Raw genomic sequence first — 20,843 nt, forward strand, 5'->3', positions numbered from 1 at the left:
ACCAATAATGCAACTGAATGCCACCATTGCTCGACAAATAGTTGAGCGCGCCATGAAGATCATTAAATATTCCGTCAATGTAATGGACGAACAAGGCCGCATTATTGGCTCTGGTGATATTTCACGCCTAAACCAGCGCCATGAAGGGGCAATTCTGGCACTCAACGATCATCGTATTGTTGAAATAGATGACGCCACCTCTAAACAACTAAAGGGCGTTAAACCGGGCATTAATTTCCCGATCATCTTTCAACATAAAGCGATTGGTGTTGTGGGAATATCTGGCGAACCGGATTTAGTGCGCAATTATGGCGAACTAGTAAAGATGACTGCTGAGTTAATCGTAGAACAAGCCGCATTAATGGCACAGGTTCAGTGGAATAAGCGCCACCGTGAAGAGTTAGTTCTGCAATTAATTGAAGAAGGCTCTGAATTAAATGAAAACCAACTGCTCTCTATTGCTGAACGGTTAGATTTAGATCTTGCTCAGCCTCGTATTGCTGCGATTGTAAAAGTATACCCAGTAAAAGGTAAAAGCTTATCGCTAGATCACCTGCAACGTTTAGTCCACCTGCTTGAATACCCAGAGCGGGATAATTTGGTCGGAATTGCTTCGGTATCGATGAATGAGGTTGTAGTACTCAAACCCATAAGCTTGAGCGATAACGGTTGGTCTCGCGCACTAGAGCAAAAACGCGTAAATCAATTAATGAAGCGGGTCACAAAAGAAGGAGACTTTACTATTCGAATCGCTTTAGGTGATTACTTTCCTTCATTACAAGGTCTCTCTCAATCCTTCATGACGGCAAAAGCCACGATGGAAGCCAGTAATACGATTAACAGTAAACAAGAAAATGTGCTTTTCTACCAAGATCATATCTTGCCAGTATTACTCAATGGTTTAAAAAATGACACTTGGCGTCAAGAACAATTGCTAATGCCATTAGTCAAACTGCAACAAAATGATCCTCGCGGTGTGTTAATCAAAACATTGAAAGCATTTTTTGTTCAAAATTGTGATTTAGCTCAAACGTGCGAAATGCTACATATTCACCGAAATACCCTTCGTTATCGCCTAGAAAAAATAGAGCAAGAAACATCGTTAAGTTTCAATAATATAAGTGACAAAACTCGGCTTTATTTATCCCTACTAAGCCAGTCATAAAAATCATTAATTGTGCAATTGCACAATTAATGCCGCGCTGCTTCTCCATTATTTGTCGATTCGCCTAAAGCATCCCCTCTTCTAACTCCGTACAGTTGCGGCAACTCAGACATTCTATGTTTGCTTATCATTTTTAGTTATCGCCCACAGGCGATTACATCTTTATGGAAGAATAGACGATGGTAGAAGTATCAACCCTCGGAGCTCTAGCGGCTCTAGTAGTCGCAATCAGTTTAATCCTAAAGAAAGTACCACCAGCTTACGGCATGATCATTGGCGCACTTGTCGGTGGTGTTATCGGTGGTGTATCACTCACCGACACCGTTAGCCTGATGATTGGCGGTGCACAAGGTATCGTTACTGCTGTATTACGTATTTTAGCGGCTGGTGTGCTAGCAGGTGTATTGATTGAGTCGGGTGCGGCAACATCGATTGCTGAAACCATTGTCAAAAAAGTCGGTGAAACCCGCGCATTACTAGCCCTTGCAGTAGCCACAATGATTCTAACAGCTGTAGGTGTATTTGTAGATGTGGCTGTTATTACTGTCGCGCCTATCGCGCTTGCCATTGCACGCCGTGCCGATTTATCGAAAATGGCAATTCTATTAGCTATGGTGGGCGGCGGTAAAGCGGGGAACGTGATGTCACCGAACCCCAATGCGATTGCAGCAGCTGACGCGTTTAATGTCCCTCTTACATCAGTGATGGCTGCGGGTGTTATCCCCGGTCTATGCGGTATGTTCTTCGCTTACTACATTGCAAAAAAATTAGTTAACAAAGGCAGTAAAGTCCAAAAGCATGAAGTGGTTGCCGTTGATCACAGTCGCTTACCCACATTCGGACCTTCAATTGTTGCACCTCTTGTTGCGATTGCACTATTAGCATTACGCCCGATTGCGGGTATTAATGTTGACCCTCTAATTGCACTACCTTTAGGCGGCCTAATGGGTGCTGTCGCCATGGGACGCTTTCGTGATACTAACCACTTTGCCGTTTCAGGTCTTAGCCGTATGGCTCCTGTCGCTGTCATGTTACTGGGTACAGGTACGCTTGCCGGGATTATCGCAAACTCTGGCTTGAAAGATGGTTTAATCGATATTCTAACAGCCTCTGGTTTACCTTCTTACTTATTAGCCCCAATCTCTGGTGCCATGATGGCACTGGCTACTGCCTCAACCACGGCGGGTACTGCTGTTGCATCAAGTGTCTTTAGCCACACCATTCTTGAGCTCGGTGTACCAGCACTCGCAGGTGCTGCAATGATCCACGCAGGTGCAACCATAACCGATCACATGCCACATGGTAGTTTCTTCCATGCAACTGGCGGTGCAGTGCACATGGATATTAAAGAACGTTTAAAACTTATTCCCTACGAATCTGCTGTTGGTCTGATGATCGCTGTTGTTTCTACTCTCATCTTTGGTGTATTTGGTCTGTTCGTTTAAGAGGCTCATTATTATGAAAATTGTTATCGCTCCTGATTCTTATAAAGAAAGCCTAACGGCAATGGAAGTGGCTACCGCGATTGAAGCCGGCTTTCGCCAAGTTATGCCAAATGCTGAATACCACAAACTGCCAATGGCAGATGGCGGTGAAGGAACCGTCCAGTCATTAGTAGACGCGACAGACGGCACCATTATCGAACACACGATTACCGGCCCTCTTGGCGAGCAAGTAAAAGGGTTTTATGGCTTAATGGGCGACGGTAAAACCGCAATCATCGAAATGGCAGCAGCATCTGGTTTGCATTTAGTGCCAGCAGAAAAGCGTAATCCGTTACTGACTACCAGTTTTGGTACTGGCGAACTGATTACAGCCGTTCTTGACCAAGGTGTTGAGCATATCATTGTGGGTATAGGCGGTAGCGCAACCAACGATGGTGGTCTTGGCATGGCGCAAGCGTTAGGCATCAAAATGCTGAATGCTGAAGGTAACGAACTAGGATACGGCGGTGGTGAATTAGCACAACTTGCGCGTATTGATATGTCTGGCATTGATCCTCGCCTTGCAAAAATCAAGCTTGAAGTCGCCTGTGATGTGGATAACCCATTATGCGGATTAAAAGGTGCATCGCACATCTTTGGCCCACAGAAAGGCGCGACTCCCGCAATCGTTGAGCAGTTAGATGCTAACCTTGCGCACTATGCTAAGATAATCAACGTACAGCTAGGCCAAGATGTAAAAGACATTCCTGGGGCAGGTGCAGCAGGTGGTTTAGGTGCGGCCTTACTCGGGCTGTTCAATGCGAGCTTACGCCCAGGCATTGATATTGTAATGGATGCCGTCAATCTTACCGATATCGTCTCTGATGCTGATTTAGTCATTACCGGTGAAGGGCGTATTGATAGCCAAACCATTCACGGAAAAACCCCGATTGGCGTCGCACGTGCAGCAAAGAAATTTCATACACCGGTAATTGGTATTGCAGGGTGTTTATCAGACGACTGTGATGTGGTGTACGAGCATGGCATTGATGCCGTATTCAGTGTTGTTCCACGCGCGATGGCATTATCAGATGCTTTCGAGGAAGCTGCATTCAATGTTCAGATGACTGCACGTAATGTTGCGGCCATGCTAACCGTTGGTCGACGATAGCAGTTAGTCAACAATAACAGTTATGAGCAGATAATTCGGATAATACATTCCCCCTGTATTTCCTCCCCAAAAAAGTGAGCATAGAGCTCACTTTTTTTATATCGTAAATATCAAATTTTGTTACACAATAAAATATACCTGTGATTCTTTATTGACCCATATCATTCAGGTTCTAGTCATATTGAAAGTAGTCTAATAAGGTCAGGCTATTCAACAGGACGTCTCACTATGTTTAGACTTATCAGATTAATTTCAGGACGAAATACATCCCACCGAGTAGAAGATATTTTATTGCTCATTCTTCGTATTGCCGTCGGCAGTGCCATGCTGACACATGGCATAACAAAAATACTTAATTTTAATGAAATGGCACCGGGATTCATGGATCCATTAGGCGTTGGATCTGAAGTCAGTTTCTTGTTGGTTATTTTTGCCGAAGTAATAGGGTCGATAGGCTTAATTTTGGGGGTAGTAACACGTGTTTGTGCTGCGACATTAATGTTCAACATGCTAATGGCTGTGTATCTTGTCGGAATGGTACAAGGCTGGTCAGGTATTGAGCTAGCATTCCTTTACTCAATGATTTACTTAACATTGCTAATATTAGGCGGTGGGCGAATAGCATTAGAACAACGCTGGTTAACCAAGCAACAGGCAGCAAAAAAGCCAACGACGAAAGTGGAAAAGAAATCGCACGTTGAGCAGGCTTCAGTATAAATAACGATATATTAAACTTAGACAACAGAACAAAAAAAGCTCCCACATAAAGTGAGAGCTTTTTATTTCTAAGAAACAGTTGTGTTATACGGCTTCTTGAATTATCACATCAGCCGCTTTCTTAGTATAAGAATCCATGCGATGGAAGTTCAAGTAGCGGTATGTATCTGCCGCTGTCGCATCAATCTGCTTCGCGTATTCTAGGTATTCAGCCATTGTGGGAATACGACCTAAAATAGCCCCTACCGCAGCAAGCTCTGCCGACGAAAGGTATACATTCGCCCCAGTACCTAAACGGTTCGGGAAGTTACGGGTTGATGTTGAAATAACCGTCGCTTTATCAGCAACACGTGCTTGGTTACCCATACACAATGAACAACCTGGAGTTTCAATACGCACACCAGCACGGCCAAAGATGCTGTAATAACCCTCTTCAGTTAACTGATCACGGTCCATCTTCGTTGGCGGAGCCACCCAAAGACGTGTATCAAGTTGACCACCGAATTTCTCAAGTAGTTTACCGGCCGCACGGAAGTGGCCAATGTTCGTCATACAAGAACCAATGAAGACTTCATCGATTTGCGTACCTTGAACATCAGATAGTAGACGCGCATCATCTGGATCGTTTGGCGCACAAAGGATCGGTTGATCAATGTCCGCTAAATCGATTTCGATAATATGTGCGTATTCCGCATCTTTATCAGCTTCCATCAATTCAGGGTTCGCTAACCACTCTTCCATTGCGGTAATACGACGCTCGATAGTACGACGATCACCATAACCTTCAGCGATCATCCACTTTAGCATCACGATGTTCGAATTTAGGTATTCTGAAATAGATTCTGGCGATAACTTAACAGTACAACCTGCAGCACTTCGCTCAGCAGATGCATCAGATAGTTCAAATGCTTGCTCAACACTTAAGTGTTCAACACCTTCAATTTCTAATACTCGACCAGAGAATTCGTTGATTTTACCTGCTTTTTCAACAGTCAATAAACCTTTCTGAATCGCGAAATAAGGAATCGCATGCACCAAGTCACGCAAGGTAATCCCTTCTTGCATTTCGCCTTTAAAGCGAACCAAGATTGATTCAGGCATATCAAGAGGCATCACACCTGTTGCTGCTGCAAATGCCACTAAACCAGAACCCGCAGGGAATGAAATCCCCAGAGGGAAACGCGTATGTGAATCACCACCAGTACCAACAGTATCAGGTAGTAGCATGCGGTTTAGCCATGAGTGAATCACACCATCACCAGGGCGTAGCGCAACACCGCCACGATTCATAATGAAATCTGGCAATGTATGGTGAGTATTGACATCAATTGGTTTTGGATATGCCGATGTATGACAGAAAGACTGCATGGTTAATTCAGCAGAAAAGCCAAGACAAGCCAGATCTTTTAGTTCATCACGCGTCATAGGACCAGTAGTATCTTGAGATCCTACCGTGGTCATTTTAGGTTCGCAGTATGTGCCAGGACGAACACCTTCAACACCACACGCTTTACCGACCATTTTCTGTGCAAGGCTATAACCCTTGCCAGTGTCTTCCACTGTGCCAGGACGGCGGAATACATCAGATGATGGTAGACCCAATGCTTGACGTGCGCGATCGGTTAAACCACGGCCAATGATCAATGGAATACGGCCACCTGCACGTACTTCATCAATCAGTACATCAGTTTTCAGGGCAAACGTCGAAACAACATCGCCGCTATCGTGGCTACGAACTTCACCTTTAAATGGGTAGACGTCAATCACGTCGCCCATATTCAGTGCAGATACATCAGCTTCAATTGGTAATGCGCCTGCATCTTCCATTGTATTAAAGAAGATTGGGGCAATTTTACCGCCAAGTACATAACCACCAGCACGCTTGTTGGGTACATATGGAATATCATCACCCATGAACCAAAGCACTGAGTTAGTTGCTGATTTACGAGAAGAGCCCGTACCCACAACATCGCCAACGTAAACTAATTGGTGGCCTTTTTCTTGCAGTGCTGCGATTTGCTTAATTGGGCCAATTGAACCGTGTTGATCTGGTTCAATACCTTCACGCTCACTCTTTAACATCGCAAGTGCGTGAAGTGGAATATCAGGACGAGACCACGCATCAGGGGCTGGTGACAAATCATCAGTATTTGTTTCACCAGTCACCTTAAATACGGTTAAGGTGATTTTTTCTGCTAGTTCAGGTTTAGATAGAAACCACTCAGCATCAGCCCATGATTGGATTACTTGCTGTGCAAATGTATTACCTGACTTGGCTTTCTCTTCTACATCATAGAAAGAATCGAACATTAGTAGGGTGTGAGAAAGCGTTTTCACTGCAATTGGAGCAAGCTCAGCATCATCAAGCAGAGAGATAAGTGGTTCAATATTGTAACCACCCTGCATGGTGCCAAGCAGTTCTGCTGCTTTTTCTTTACTTACGATTGGAGAGGTAGCATCACCCGTCGTGATTGCAGCAAGAAAACCCGCTTTAACATAAGCGGCTTCATCTACGCCTGGGGGAATACGGTTTTCAAACAGATCAAGCAGTACAGATTCTTCACCCGCTGGCGGTGTTTTTAACAACTCAACGAGAGCAGCAACCTGCTCAGCATTTAACGGCTGAGGGACAACTCCTTCTGCAGCACGCTCTTCGACGTGTTTACGGTAGGCTTCAAGCACGACATATTCCTCTTATTACGGTTTAGTTTTTATTAACTAAACATCCTTGGAAGTGATTGACCTCTCCGATTTCTCGTATCATTTAGACAGGCATATACAGCACCATATACGTTCGGAAGAGATCAAAACCGTTCAAACACCATACCATTTTTAACTTAAAATTAAAATCCACTCGTTTTTTACAACATTCACACTTTCGAGAAAATTACGGCTGAAACACAGCTGTTTACGATTAATTAAAAGGCACCACCGATGAATAAGTAGAAAGAGTCATAGTTTTCTTCTGTTCGACCATAAGCGACCAGGAAAGGTCCTATAGGTGAATTAATCCCCGTAAAGACACTGCCCGCCCAATACAGAGGCAGATCATTAAATGAGGTCGATGATTCGTTATACACTCCACCCCATTCTATTGAGCCGCCAACATACACCGGTGATTTGAATAAACCAAAATCATAATCTGTAATACGGTAACGGTAAATTGCCGCAGAGAATATTTTATTGTTGCCCACTAAGCTGTTTTTAGGGATACCTGAAAGGTTAAGAAAACCACCGATTTCTTTCGGGTCAAGTTGAATGTCTTCTTCTGACTCTACATGGCCAAATTCAGTTTTGCCCATAAATGTATGACGTTGATAGGTATAAGCCCCTTTCCATGCAATATCTAAGTGATAGGCAAGATCAGTGCCTTGGAGCCTCTCACCATCAACCGTCCAATCCACACTATCATCAGAAAGAGCCAACTCAATACTGAATAAATTTCCTTTACTGGGAAGTTCAAAGTCATCGAGTGTATCGATATTGTAGTTAATATAGCCCACACGGCTAGTACGTTCTCTGACTCCTAAGACTGTACCCGCTAAGCCTTGATAATCAACCTCACCAATAATGTAGCGGTATCCCAAACGCATTTCTTGCCACAGCATAGGCTGCCAGCCAACAGATGCATCAAATGTTGTGGTGTTATAAATAGTAGGTATAAATAGCTCAGTATCACTTAACTTAGGTTCATCATCATCGTCATCACTAAGTGTCAGATATTTATTACTCTTATCATATTCTGCACGTAGTAAACCAAACCACTCTTGGTCACTAATAAAAGGCATATATATTTCTGTAGCAGCACGTTTGTTATAACCATACTCAAGCTCAGTTCGCCATTCAGCCCCTGCTTCACTTAAACCTGTAACATTAAAGGCCACGCCAATGGAGTAATCAGTAGAGTTCTTAAAATCATCTTCCATCGCAAAACGAAAATCGAGATAATTAGGCCCCCAACTCTTTTCAGTGACATCAACCAGAACAATGTTTTTACCTTCATTTTTCTCAATGCTGTAATTAATACGCTCAAAACGATCCAGCGCGTAAAGATTGCGCACACTTTCGGCTAATTGCTCAGAACTGATATTTTCACCTGAGTGCAGATCGAGGCGATCGAGCAATGCTTGATCTGAGTATTGACTGTTATTCACTAACCGCACTTCATCAATATACAGATCATCAATACGAGAGAGTTGATGCCGACGTGCTTGCTTATGATCGATATAATTTTGATAAGGTATTGTGCCGCCCAGTTTCGACAATTGAGGGCTTAGAGCCATGGTGGCTAAATATCCGATGTCATATGCATCCACCATACGATCAAAATCTGTTGTACTAATGCCTTTCGTATCCGGTCGAATTAAATAATCATTCTTTGTCAGTAATTTTTTTTGTTGCTCTGCATTATTGGTCACCATGAAATCAGTCAGTTGATCCATAATGGCAAAGTAATTATTTAGCTCATCGCGCTTTTTAAAGTCATTACTAATATCAACGGCAATAACAATATCAGCCCCCATCGCTTTCACGACTGAAATAGGTAAATTATTGGTGATCCCCCCATCAACCAGTAATCGGCCATCCAGCTCCATTGGGGGTAATATTCCTGGAATTGACATACTCGCTTGCATTGCTTTCGCCAAATCACCGTTATCCAACACCACAGGTTTCAACGTTTCAATATCACTGGCTACTGCCCTAAAAGGGATAACTAAATCATCAAAACTCGTAAATTCAGGCTGATTACCTGAGGTAGAACGGATAATTTCTCCCATGTTTTGTCCTTGAACAAAACCTTTGGGCACTTTTAATTCCCACAAGTCAAAGCCAACATCAGTTTTAATCTGAAAGCGGTCTTCCTGATGTTTTTCGCGCACACGGCGATCGCTACGTTGAACACCGTCTTGATATCCATCACGCCAATTTACAGTCTCAAGAAAAGACTCTATTTCATCTGCACTCATACCGGACGCATATAAGCCACCGACATACGCCCCCATGCTGGTACCTGCGATATAATCTATTGGGATATGCATTTCTTCTAATGCTTTTAACACCCCAATATGTGCCGCCCCTTTTGCGCCGCCGCCCCCTAACACAACCCCAATTTTAGGCCTGTCTTTGGCAACCGCATCAAAGGATATAAAAAAAGCCAAAAAAGTGATGAAAATCACTAAAGTAATGTAACGAACTGGCAGATAAACATTAGAACAGCAGTTTGTAATCGATGGCTTAGTAAAGGTCATTGTGTTTGTAATCCGTGCTCTGAGTATTTTGCTCATAACTATTAAAATAAAGACTATAAATTTAATGAAATTCAATCAGATAAGTATTAAACAAAAACTGATATTCGCAATGGTCATTGCCGTTCTGTCTTCGACAGCTTTAGTCGGTTTTATCAGCCAAAATCAAGCCCGTAATGTAGTGGAAACACGACTGTTAAAATCAGAGCTTCCTGCTACCTTAATGCAAATTAGAAACACTATCGATAAAGAAGTATCGGTATTACAATTTGCGGCACAACAACTCGCCTCTAATCGCTTCATTCTGGAGTCCTTTAAGCAGCCTTCTTCTGAACAATCAAATGCTCAACTCATTCAAGTATTGAATGATATCAGAACCCAATATGATTTGTTCGATGCTTCTATTGCCGATCGCACGACAGGAGATTATTGGAATCAAACGGGTTTTTTACGCAGATTAAATCAGCAGCAAGATAGCTGGTTTTTTGGCTTTATCAATAGTGGCAACGAGAAGATGCTTAATGTTTTCCGTGAAAACAACGGAGATGTAAAACTGTTCGTCAACTACCAGCAGCTAAATGGTAGCGGAATGGCAGGGTTATCAAAATCTCTTGATGACATGGTGGCTTTTATTAATCAATTTAAGCTAGAAGAAACAGGGTTTGTTTATCTTGTCGATGCCAAAGGTACAGTACGACTACATAAAGACAGCAGTAAGATGGGTAATACTGGCCTGACTCAAATGTACAGTTCTGATGTTGCCCGCACTCTACTCAATAAAAACAACGTTAACTTTTCTGAATATACAATCGCAGGTAAAGATACGCTGCTTGCTACCAGCTATATTCCATCAATGGATTGGTATGTTGTTGCTGAATTACCAAAAGAAGAAGCATTTTCAGCATTAAACCAAGCACGAAATGAAATAATGATCTGGACAGCAGCCATTGCTGTTACTTTCATTTTCATTGCGGTTTGGTTAGGCACTAATATTACTCGCCCTATCGAACGTCTTGCTGTTGTCTTTAAAGATCTAGGAGAAGGTGAAGGTGATTTACGTCATCGTATCGATGTGCAGGGAAAGGATGAAATTGCCCAGCTCTCTGTCGGTTTTAATAGCTTTATTGGGAAGATTCATTACTCCGTAAAAGAGGTTGCTGAAACAGGAAATTCACTGCGTGATGCTGCTGAATCCGTTGCGTCACAAGCACAAATAACCTTAGATAACAGCCATAGCCAACGCGACCGTACCATTCAGGTTGTTACTGCAATCAATGAAATGGGGGCAACAGTCAATGAAATTGCGGGTAATGCCGCGAATGCAGCAGAAGCTGCACACAACGCTGAAGAAGAAACGAAAAGTGGTCAGCTTGTTGTCGCTCAAGCACGCGATACAATTAATCAACTGGCGAATGATGTTGATAAAGTGAGCGAGGTGATTAGCTCTCTGGCACACAATACCCAAGCGATTGGCAGTATTCTCGATACCATTCGCGGTATTTCAGAACAAACCAACCTATTGGCACTAAACGCAGCTATCGAAGCCGCCCGTGCTGGTGAGCAAGGACGCGGGTTTGCCGTGGTCGCTGATGAAGTGCGTAATTTAGCCAGCCGCACGTCCGATTCAACCAACGAAATCCAAACGATGATCAATCGCCTGCAAGAAGAGGCCAGTGATGCCGTTACCGCAATGCAACAAAGTCGTCAGCTAACATCAAATGGTGTTTCTGCAGCCGATGAAGCATCTGGCGCACTTGTTTCGATTAGCGATCGAATTGTCTTAATTTCAGATATGAATACCCAAGTCGCCACCGCCACGGAAGAACAATCAACGGTAGTGAATGATATAAACTGTAATATTGAAGAGATTAATGAGACCACACAACGCACTGCAGAGACGGCGTCGGAATTAGCCGATTCCAGTCAATCATTGCGGGATTTATCTAAACGCCTTGATGATATGGTCGGTACCTTCAAGCTATAATATTAAGCCTACAAAAAAGGAGAACTACGGTTCTCCTTTTACTTTTTTGCGAATCAAAATACAAAAAAGTTCATACCAGAGCAAAAAAATCTCACCTCTTAGTACTAACCAGCCTATACCGCGATAGCCTTCTTACTCATTTTTTAATAATCAACAATCTGGCACCATTTTTGATTCATCTCCCTCAACAGGGAGAAATGTAATGGATAAACGATTCTTAGCTACTTTATTACCAGCAGCAATGATGACCAGCAATGTGGATGCTGCACCATTTGATACATGCCCGTATACCTCCTTTTTACTGCAAGATGCACAAACCAAAGTATACGGTGTCAATCTATCAACTGGTGCTTACCAAACTTTACAAACCAATGTGGGTATGAACGGTAACCTTAACGCGGCTGGTTTTAATGAAACCGATAACTACATTTATGCCTACAACACGACCTCCAATCAGGTGGTGAAAGTCAGCAGCGATTTTACGGCGGTTGCCCTACCCGTAACCAATCTTTTATCGTCAAATTTCTTCGTCGGTGATGTACACAACAACATCTATTACCTTTACCGTTATGGTAAGGGGTTATACAAAATACAACTCGACAGCACCCAAGCCAACTACCTCAATTTAGTGAAAGTCACAGGCAGTAATACAAAGATGCGCCTGACTGATTTTGCCTTTCATCCTGCTGATGGCAACATTTATGCTATCGATAATAAATACGGCTACCTATATCGTATCGATCCCACGACAGGCAATAAAACGACCTTGGGGAATGCCGGTGTGACAGGCACCTTTGGGGCCGCCTATTTTGAAGCCAGTGGTCAGTTTTATTTTAGCCGCAACCAAGATGGTAATATCTATACCATTGATATTTCGGACCCTAACAATATTATTCCTATTGCTACCCTCTTTGCTAAAGGTCCTAACTCTGGGCTCAATGATGGGGTGCGTTGTGCTTCCGCCCCTGCTGCCATTACAGAAGTCGATCTAGGTGATGCACCGAATAGCTATCTCACAGCTATCGCGGATAATGGTCCTCGTCATGACCTCACCACCGCAACAACACTCTATTTAGGTACCGTTGCTAGTGATGCCGAATTAATCGCCACCGAAAGTGATGATAGTACTGGCGCTGATGATGAGGATGGTGTGATATTTACCTCATTAGAAAATGGGGAAACTTCGCTTATATCTGTGACCGCCAATGATACTGGTTACCTCAACGCATGGGTCGATTGGAACAAAGACGGAGACTTCCTCGATAACAATGAAAAAGTATTCGATAGCAAGTTATTGAATGCGGGGATGACCTCATTGCTTCTCAATGTGCCAGATTTCGCAAGCGAAGGGCAAACCTGGGCACGATTCCGCTTTAGCAGCCTCGCCAGCCTGCCACACTATGGCGGTGCACCCGATGGTGAAGTCGAAGATTATGCTATCACCCTCGAAAATAGCCAATTAAGTACTTATAACTACGGTCCTTTCACCGCAGCATTTGAAGACAGCTGGCCGATAGAGGGCGACTTTGATCTGAATGATGTCGTGATGCGCTACAGTGTTGAAGTCAAAGCCGATACCAATTATAACGTCAGCCAAATTACCTTTACTGGCACCCTACAGGCTATGGGGGCAGATTACTTCAATGGCTTCGCAATTCATTTACCAGAACTGGCACGCAATGTGGTCAATGAAGCCGATATACTATTCACCAAAAATGGAGAACTAAGCACAGATGCCGCATTAGAAGCGGGGCAAAGTAATGTGGTGCTCGTGATCTCAGAAGACTTACGCGCAGATACTGCCTCGACCTGTCGCTTTTTCCGCACCCAAGAAAGCTGTCAGGAAATAGAACGCTTTACCTTCTCACTCACTGTTCCACTTCAGGCCAATACCAAACTATGGACATTACCCGCCCCACCGTATGACCCATTCATTTTTGGAACGCCAGAAAAATACCACGGAGATGCTGCTGTTACTGGGCGGGCATTGGAAATCCACCTTGACGATTACGAGCCAACTGACTTAGGCGTGGCAAGTATCAACCTGATGACTACCCAGGATGACAATAGTGATTTAGGTGCAGGTAGTGTTTACAGAACCTCAAACGGTTTGCCATGGGGCTTCATTATTACCGAAAGCTGGGTACACCCGAAAGAAAGAATCGACATGCTCAATGCCTACCCAAGCTTCTTCAGTTACGCAACACAAGGTAGCAACGTGGATTGGTACACCGGGACCAAACGCATCAGCACCCACTTATATGGCTTGGAATAGGGAGTCACCATGAATAGATTACAACTTACCGCCAGTATTAGTATGCTTGTCTTTGGCTTGACTGCCTGTGGTGGCGGCGGAGAGGGTGATAGTGCCAATAATACCTCCGTCGAAACACCCAACAAGGACACCGTTGCCACTCTACCCCCCACGCCAGCCCCCCTTGTAGCCGAGAAAACAATGCAGGATATTGTTGTTAATAAAAATTATGACTTCTCCACAAGCTATACGCTACCAACCAATATTGATATATCTCAGCATACTGATAAACGGGCTTACATTGGTTTTTACACTGACTGGTCTATCAACGCAGCTGGCGATAACATGCCTAACCCAGCCTCACAACTCGTGCTGCAAACAACCGATAACGGTGTATTTAATAACAACCTTCAAATTGGAAAGCATCAAACTCAGCTATTACTTGTCGTACTGTTTACTGAATCGCAATTATCAACCATCACTAAGCTATACGACATTACACCAGAGCAAACGCTAAATTATCCATAAAACAGTGTCGTAAAAAGCCATCGCTATACAAACTGTAGACATAAAAAAGGCGCCTTATAGGCGCCGTTTTAGCAAATTAATGGAAGAGAATTACTTCTTCTTTTTCTTTGCTTTTGCGTTTGGTAAGTCAGTGATGCTACCTTCGTAGATCTCAGCAGCCATACCAATTGATTCATGCAGTGTTGGGTGCGCGTGTACAGTTAACGCGATGTCTTCTGCGTCACAACCCATCTCGATCGCAAGACCGATTTCACCTAGAAGCTCACCCGCATTCGTACCAACGATAGCACCACCGATAACACGGTTAGTATCTTTATCGAAGATAAGCTTAGTCATACCGTCAGCACAATCAGATGCGATTGCACGGCCTGACGCAGCCCAAGGGAAGCTTGCAGTTTCGAAGTTAAGGCCTTCAGCTTTAGCTTCACGTTCTGTTTTACCAACCCACGCAACTTCTGGTTCCGTGTAGGCAATTGAAGGAATCACTTTAGGATCGAAGTAGTGCTTCTTGCCAGAGATAACTTCAGCGGCAACGTGACCTTCATGCACACCTTTGTGAGCAAGCATAGGTTGACCTACGATATCACCAATTGCGTGAATGTGAGGTACGTTAGTACGCATCTGCTTATCAACGTGAATGAAACCACGCTCATCGACTTCAATACCAGCAACGCCAGCATCAAAAAGTTGACCGTTTGGAACACGACCGATAGCAACTAATACTGCATCGTAACGGATAGGCTCAGCAGGTGCTTTTTTGCCTTCCATTGATACATAGATACCGTCTTCTCTTGCTTCAACCGCTGTCACTTTCGTTTCTAGCATTAGGTTGAACTTGCTCTTTATACGCTTGGTATAAACTTTAACGATATCTTTATCTGCTGCAGGGATCACTTGATCAAACATTTCAACAACGTCGATCTTAGAACCTAGTGCGTGGTAAACCGTACCCATTTCTAGGCCGATAATACCGCCACCCATAACAAGCAGTTTTTCAGGTACTTCATTCAGTTCTAGCGCATCTGTAGAGTCCCAGATACGTGGATCTTCATGAGGGATAAACGGCAATTTAATTGGACGAGAACCCGCCGCAATAATTGCGTTATCAAAGTTAATGGTTGTCGTTTCTTCACCTTCAACAACAATGCTGTTAGGGCCAGTAAACTTACCGAAACCATTAACAACCGTTACTTTACGCATCTTAGCCATTCCGCCAAGACCGCCAGTTAACTGGTTAACAACTTTTTCTTTCCAAAGACGGATCTTAGAGATATCTGTCTGTGGTTCGCCAAAAACGATACCGTGGTCGGCCATCGCTTTCGCTTCTTCAATAACTTTAGCTACGTGAAGTAGCGCTTTAGATGGGATACAACCCACGTTCAAGCAAACACCACCAAGGGTGCTGTAACGTTCGATGAGTACTGTTTCCAGACCCAAGTCAGCACAACGGAAAGCTGCGGAGTAACCGGCAGGACCGGCACCAAGTACCACGACCTGGGCTTTGATTTCTTTGCTCATCTTGACCTCGTTATAGTCATTTATCCCTGACAGGCTAAAATAAAGATTCGATTTTTATCGTTTTTCGACCTGAACATTTTACAGGTGTGTTAACAGAGTGAAAAATAAAATCGTGTAGCCTGTGAGCTAGACAACAATTCCGGCATCAGATTTTTTCACTGATGCCGAAATTTAGCAGTAATAACCTTACTGTTCTGATTTTTATCTAAACAGCGATTTATATATCAAATAAATATCGGCAGTACGAATTACAGTACTAAGCGACGAATATCAGATAGACAACCGTTTAGGTAAGTAATGAAACGTGCACCTTCAGCACCATCAACCACACGGTGATCGTAAGATAGTGATAGAGGAAGCATTAGGCGAGGTTCGAAATCCTTGCCATTCCATACAGGTTTCATTTCAGACTTAGATACACCTAAGATACCCACTTCTGGTGCATTCACGATTGGTGTGAATGCAGTACCACCTAAGCCACCAAGGCTAGAGATAGTGAAACAGCCGCCTTGCATATCAGATGCAGTTAGCTTTCCAGAACGTGCTTTCTTAGAAATAGCCATTAGCTCTTCAGATAGCTCGTAGATACCTTTCTTGTTCACATCTTTAAAGACAGGAACAACTAGACCGTTAGGTGTATCAACAGCGATACCCACGTTCACGTACTTCTTCAGAATAAGGCTTGCACCGTCTTCTGAAAGAGAAGAGTTGAAAGAAGGGAATGCTTCAAGTGCTTTCGCAACAGCTTTCATGATGAACACAAGTGGAGTGATCTTCATGCCTGTATCTTTCTTCGCTTCAATTGCGTTCTGCTCTTTACGGAATGCTTCCAGAGCTGTGATGTCTGCGTTGTCCCACTGTGTAACGTGAGGGATCATTACCCAGTTACGGTGCAGGTTAGCGCCAGAAATCTTCTTGATGCGAGATAGAGGCTTAGTTTCAATCTCACCAAACTTGCTGAAATCAACTTTCGGCCAAGGTAGTAGACCCAGTGCAGAACCATCGCCACCTTTAGCTGATGCAGCAGCACCAGATTCAAGACGCTTAAGCGCATCTTTCACATAGTTTTGTACGTCTTCTTTCTGGATACGGCTCTTACGGCCAGTACCTTTTACTTTAGAAAGGTTAACGCCAAATTCACGTGCAAGACGACGAACAACAGGAGATGCATGCGCATACTCGTTGTTTTCTTGGAAGTCGCCAGTTGTTGCTGGAGCTGCTGCTTGTGCAGGCTTCGCTGCAGGAGCAGATGCTGCTACTGGAGCTGCTGCTTGAGCAACAGGTGCAGGTGCTGCGCCAGCTACTTCGAAGACCATGATCAAAGAGCCCGTAGACACTTTATCACCAGCAACGATTTTGATTTCTTTTACAGTACCAGCAAACGGTGCAGGAACTTCCATTGAAGCCTTGTCACCTTCTACAGTAATAAGAGATTGCTCTTCTTCTACTGTATCGCCAACAGCAACCATGATTTCAGTAACTTCTACTTCATCACCGCCGATATCAGGCACGTTCACTTCTTTCGCTGCAGATGCTGCTGGTGCAGCAGCGACAGGCGCCGCCGCTTGAGCAACAGGTGCTGCAGGTGCAGAACCAGCCACTTCAAAGATCATCACTAAAGAGCCAGTTGATACTTTATCGCCAGCTGCAATTTTGATTTCTTTTAGAACACCAGCAAACGGTGCAGGTACTTCCATTGAAGCCTTGTCGCCTTCAACAGTAAGAAGAGATTGCTCTTCTTCAATGCTGTCGCCGATAGCAACCATGATTTCAGTAACTTCTACTTCGTCACCGCCGATATCTGGAACATGTACTTCTTTTAGCTCAGCCGCCGCAGGAGCTGCAGCAACAGGTGCCGCCGCTTCAACTGCAGGTGCTGGCGCAGCTGCTGCGCCTTCTGCTTCAAAGATCATGATTAAAGAACCAGTAGAAACCGTGTCGCCTTCAGCGATTTTGATTTCTTTAACGATACCCGCTTGAGAAGCTGGTACTTCCATAGAAGCTTTGTCGCCTTCTACAGTGATCAGAGATTGCTCTTCTTCAACCTTGTCGCCAACGCTAACAAGAATCTCAGTTACTTCAACCTCGTCTGCACCAATGTCAGGTACATTAATTTCGATTGCCATGTTTTATTGCCTCTTACGCGTATAGCGGGTTCGTCTTGTCTGCATCGATGTCAAATTTAGCGATTGCTTGTGCAACAACAGATTTTTCGATATCACCACGTTTTGCCAGTTCAGTTAGTGCTGCAACTACAACGTAGCCTGCGTTAACTTCGAAGTGACGACGTAGGTTCTCACGGCTGTCAGAACGACCGAAACCATCAGTACCAAGAACTTTGAAAGACTCAGACGGCATGAATGCACGTACTTGCTCTGCGTAGTTCTTCATGTAATCTGTCGCGGCGATTGCTGGTTCAGTACCCATTGCAGTTGTGATGTAAGGTACTTTTTGCTCAGCTTCTGGGTGTAGCATGTTGAAGCGCTCAACATCTTGACCATCACGTGTAAGTTCATTGAATGAAGTTACAGAGTAAATATCAGATGCTACACCGTAGTCGTCGCTTAAGATTTGAGCGGCTTTACGTACTTCATTCATGATAGTACCAGAGCTCATTAGCTGAACTTTGTTGCTACCTGCGTAAGATTCTAGCTTATAGATACCTTTACGAATGCCTTCTTCAGCGCCTTCTGGCATTGCTGGCATTGCGTAATTTTCGTTCATTACCGTTAGGTAGTAGTAAATATTCTCTTGGTTCTCACCGTACATGCGACTGATACCGTCTTGCATGATAACCGCAACTTCGTAAGCAAACGTTGGGTCGTAAGAGATACAGTTTGGAATTGTGTTCGCCAGAACATGAGAATGACCATCTTCATGTTGTAGACCTTCACCATTCAGCGTTGTACGACCAGCAGTAGCACCTAATAGGAAACCACGTGCTTGTTGGTCACCTGCTAGCCATGCCATGTCGCCAACACGTTGGAAACCGAACATTGAGTAGTAAATGTAGAATGGGATCATTGGTAGATCGTTGGTGCTGTAAGACGTTGCCGCAGCAACCCAAGATGCCATTGAGCCAAGCTCATTGATACCTTCTTGCAGAACCTGACCAGACGTCGCTTCTTTGTAGTAAGAAACTACACCGCGGTCTTCAGGCGTGTATTCTTGACCGTGTGGGTTGTAGATACCAACCTGACGGAACAGACCTTCCATACCGAACGTACGTGCTTCATCACAGATGATTGGTACGATATTCTTACCGATACTTTTATCTTTCAGTAAGATATTTAACGTACGTACGTAAGCCATAGTCGTAGAGATATCACGCTTCTGCTCACCCAGTAGAGGTGCGAATTCCTCTAATCCAGGTACCTTAAATTCTTGTGTGAACTTAGGCAGACGCTTAGGCGTGTAACCGTGCAGTGCGTTACGACGAGCGTGCAGGTAGTTGTACTCTGCAGAGCCTTCTTCCAGTTTTAGATATGGAAGAGACTTCATGTCTTCGTCAGAAACGATGTCTTGTAAGCCAAGGCGATCGCGTAGGTGTTGAACATGTGTCATGTCCATTTTCTTAACACCGTGTGCAATGTTCTTACCTTCAGCCGCTTCACCCATGCCGTAACCTTTTACAGTTTTAGCAAGAATTACTGTAGGACGACCTTCAGTTTCTTTTGCATTATTGAACGCAGCAAACAGCTTAGAAGACTCGTGACCGCCACGCTTAAGTGCGAAGATTTGGTCATCAGTCATATCTGCAACTAGTGCAGCTGTTTCTGGGTACTTACCAAAGAAGTGTTCACGTACGTAAGCACCGTCTTTAGATTTGAATGTTTGGTAGTCACCATCGATAGTTTCGTTCATTAACTGAAGAAGCTTACCAGTAGTGTCTTTTGCTAGTAGCGAATCCCAGTTGTTACCCCAGATCACTTTAACAACATTCCAACCAGCGCCTTTAAACAGACCTTCTAGCTCTTGAATGATGCTACCGTTACCCATAACAGGGCCGTCTAGGCGCTGTAGGTTACAGTTGATTAGGAAACATAGGTTATCTAGCTTTTCACGAGCAGCGAATGAAATCGCACCACGTGATTCTGGCTCATCCATCTCACCATCGCCCAAGAACGCGTAAACACGTTGAGCTGATGTATCTTTAAGACCACGACCTGCCAAGTACTTAAGGAAACGTGCTTGATAGATAGCAGAGATAGGACCAAGACCCATAGAAACTGTTGGGAACTGCCAGAATTCAGGCATCAGTTTAGGGTGTGGGTATGAAGGAATACCTTTACCATCAACTTCTTGACGGAAGTTATCTAACTGCTCTTCAGTTAAACGGCCTTCAACAAACGCACGAGAATAGATACCCGGAGAGATGTGACCTTGGTAATACACCAAATCGCCGCCATCAACTTCGTTTGGTGCACGGAAGAAGTGGTTGAAACATACTTCGTAGAATGCAGAAGCAGACTGGTAAGAAGCCATGTGGCCACCTAGGTCTAAATCTTTCTTAGAAGCACGTAGTACGATCATGATTGCGTTCCAACGGATAATGGAACGAATACGGCGCTCAAGAGTAGTATCACCAGGATACGCAGGCTCTTGTGCTGCTGGAATCGTATTAATGTAGTTGGTAGTCATGCCAGTTGGCATATCTACACCGTCTAAACGAGCTTTATCCAGAACTTGTTCAAGTAAGTACTGTGCGCGTTCTACACCTTCTTCACGGACTACTGATTCTAGAGCTTCTAGCCACTCTTGAGTCTCAAGTACGTCAACGTCATTTTTCATGACTTCAGACATGCAATCTTCCTTTCGTTGATAATCTACAAAACT

Annotated in this window: 12 protein-coding genes; 7 read left to right on the plus strand and 5 right to left on the minus strand. The window is 44.0% G+C overall.

What is annotated here, in order from left to right:
- The first annotated feature begins 7 nt into the window (after nt 1-7).
- From C9J48_RS19315 to C9J48_RS19330, 4 genes are all read left to right on the plus strand, one after another.
- The gene (locus tag C9J48_RS19315) at nt 8-1,165 is read left to right on the plus strand and encodes a sugar diacid recognition domain-containing protein (RefSeq protein WP_006232488.1); all 1,158 of its coding nucleotides are present in this window, start codon (nt 8-10) and stop codon (nt 1,163-1,165) included.
- A 179-nt stretch (nt 1,166-1,344) separates the two neighbouring features.
- Nucleotides 1,345-2,610 (plus strand): GntP family permease, encoded by a 1,266-nt coding sequence (locus C9J48_RS19320; protein WP_006232487.1) that lies wholly within the window; start codon nt 1,345-1,347, stop codon nt 2,608-2,610.
- A 13-nt stretch (nt 2,611-2,623) separates the two neighbouring features.
- Nucleotides 2,624-3,760, plus strand: coding sequence for a glycerate kinase (locus C9J48_RS19325; protein WP_006232486.1), 1,137 nt, complete (start codon nt 2,624-2,626; stop codon nt 3,758-3,760).
- Between the two features lie 228 nt (nt 3,761-3,988).
- Nucleotides 3,989-4,477 (plus strand): DoxX family protein, encoded by a 489-nt coding sequence (locus C9J48_RS19330; RefSeq protein WP_006232485.1) that lies wholly within the window; start codon nt 3,989-3,991, stop codon nt 4,475-4,477.
- Between the two features lie 84 nt (nt 4,478-4,561).
- On the opposite strand, the gene acnB is transcribed toward C9J48_RS19330, so the two are convergent.
- The gene (gene acnB, locus C9J48_RS19335) at nt 4,562-7,159 is read right to left on the minus strand and encodes a bifunctional aconitate hydratase 2/2-methylisocitrate dehydratase (RefSeq protein WP_006232484.1); all 2,598 of its coding nucleotides are present in this window, start codon (nt 7,157-7,159) and stop codon (nt 4,562-4,564) included.
- A gap of 236 nt (nt 7,160-7,395) precedes the next feature.
- Nucleotides 7,396-9,726, minus strand: a complete 2,331-nt coding sequence (locus C9J48_RS19340; RefSeq protein ID WP_006232483.1) for a patatin-like phospholipase family protein — start codon at nt 9,724-9,726, stop codon at nt 7,396-7,398.
- 64 nt (nt 9,727-9,790) lie between these two features.
- On the opposite strand from C9J48_RS19340, the gene C9J48_RS19345 reads away from it, so the two are divergent.
- The 3 genes from C9J48_RS19345 to C9J48_RS19355 all read left to right on the plus strand — a co-directional run bounded on the left by C9J48_RS19345 (nt 9,791) and on the right by C9J48_RS19355 (nt 14,489).
- Nucleotides 9,791-11,707 carry a methyl-accepting chemotaxis protein gene (locus C9J48_RS19345; protein WP_006232482.1) on the plus strand — a complete coding sequence of 639 codons (1,917 nt, stop codon included), beginning with the start codon at nt 9,791-9,793 and terminating at the stop codon, nt 11,705-11,707.
- Nucleotides 11,708-11,909: 202 nt separating this feature from the next.
- Nucleotides 11,910-13,982 carry an LruC domain-containing protein gene (locus tag C9J48_RS19350; RefSeq protein ID WP_006232481.1) on the plus strand — a complete coding sequence of 691 codons (2,073 nt, stop codon included), beginning with the start codon at nt 11,910-11,912 and terminating at the stop codon, nt 13,980-13,982.
- Nucleotides 13,983-13,991: 9 nt separating this feature from the next.
- Nucleotides 13,992-14,489 (plus strand): hypothetical protein, encoded by a 498-nt coding sequence (locus tag C9J48_RS19355; protein ID WP_006232480.1) that lies wholly within the window; start codon nt 13,992-13,994, stop codon nt 14,487-14,489.
- A 90-nt stretch (nt 14,490-14,579) separates the two neighbouring features.
- Here C9J48_RS19355 and lpdA read toward each other — a convergent pair whose 3' ends face one another.
- The 3 genes from lpdA to aceE all read right to left on the minus strand — a co-directional run bounded on the left by lpdA (nt 14,580) and on the right by aceE (nt 20,810).
- Complete coding sequence (lpdA, locus tag C9J48_RS19360) at nt 14,580-16,007, minus strand: dihydrolipoyl dehydrogenase (protein WP_006232479.1); 1,428 nt, start codon at nt 16,005-16,007, stop codon at nt 14,580-14,582.
- A 248-nt stretch (nt 16,008-16,255) separates the two neighbouring features.
- A complete protein-coding gene (aceF, locus tag C9J48_RS19365) occupies nt 16,256-18,133 on the minus strand; it encodes a pyruvate dehydrogenase complex dihydrolipoyllysine-residue acetyltransferase (protein ID WP_006232478.1) in 1,878 nt (625 codons plus the stop codon).
- 13 nt (nt 18,134-18,146) lie between these two features.
- Nucleotides 18,147-20,810, minus strand: coding sequence for a pyruvate dehydrogenase (acetyl-transferring), homodimeric type (gene aceE / locus C9J48_RS19370; protein ID WP_006232477.1), 2,664 nt, complete (start codon nt 20,808-20,810; stop codon nt 18,147-18,149).
- Nucleotides 20,811-20,843 lie beyond the last annotated feature (33 nt).

This window comes from Photobacterium profundum, assembly GCF_003026285.1.
Lineage (GTDB): Bacteria > Pseudomonadota > Gammaproteobacteria > Enterobacterales > Vibrionaceae > Photobacterium > Photobacterium profundum.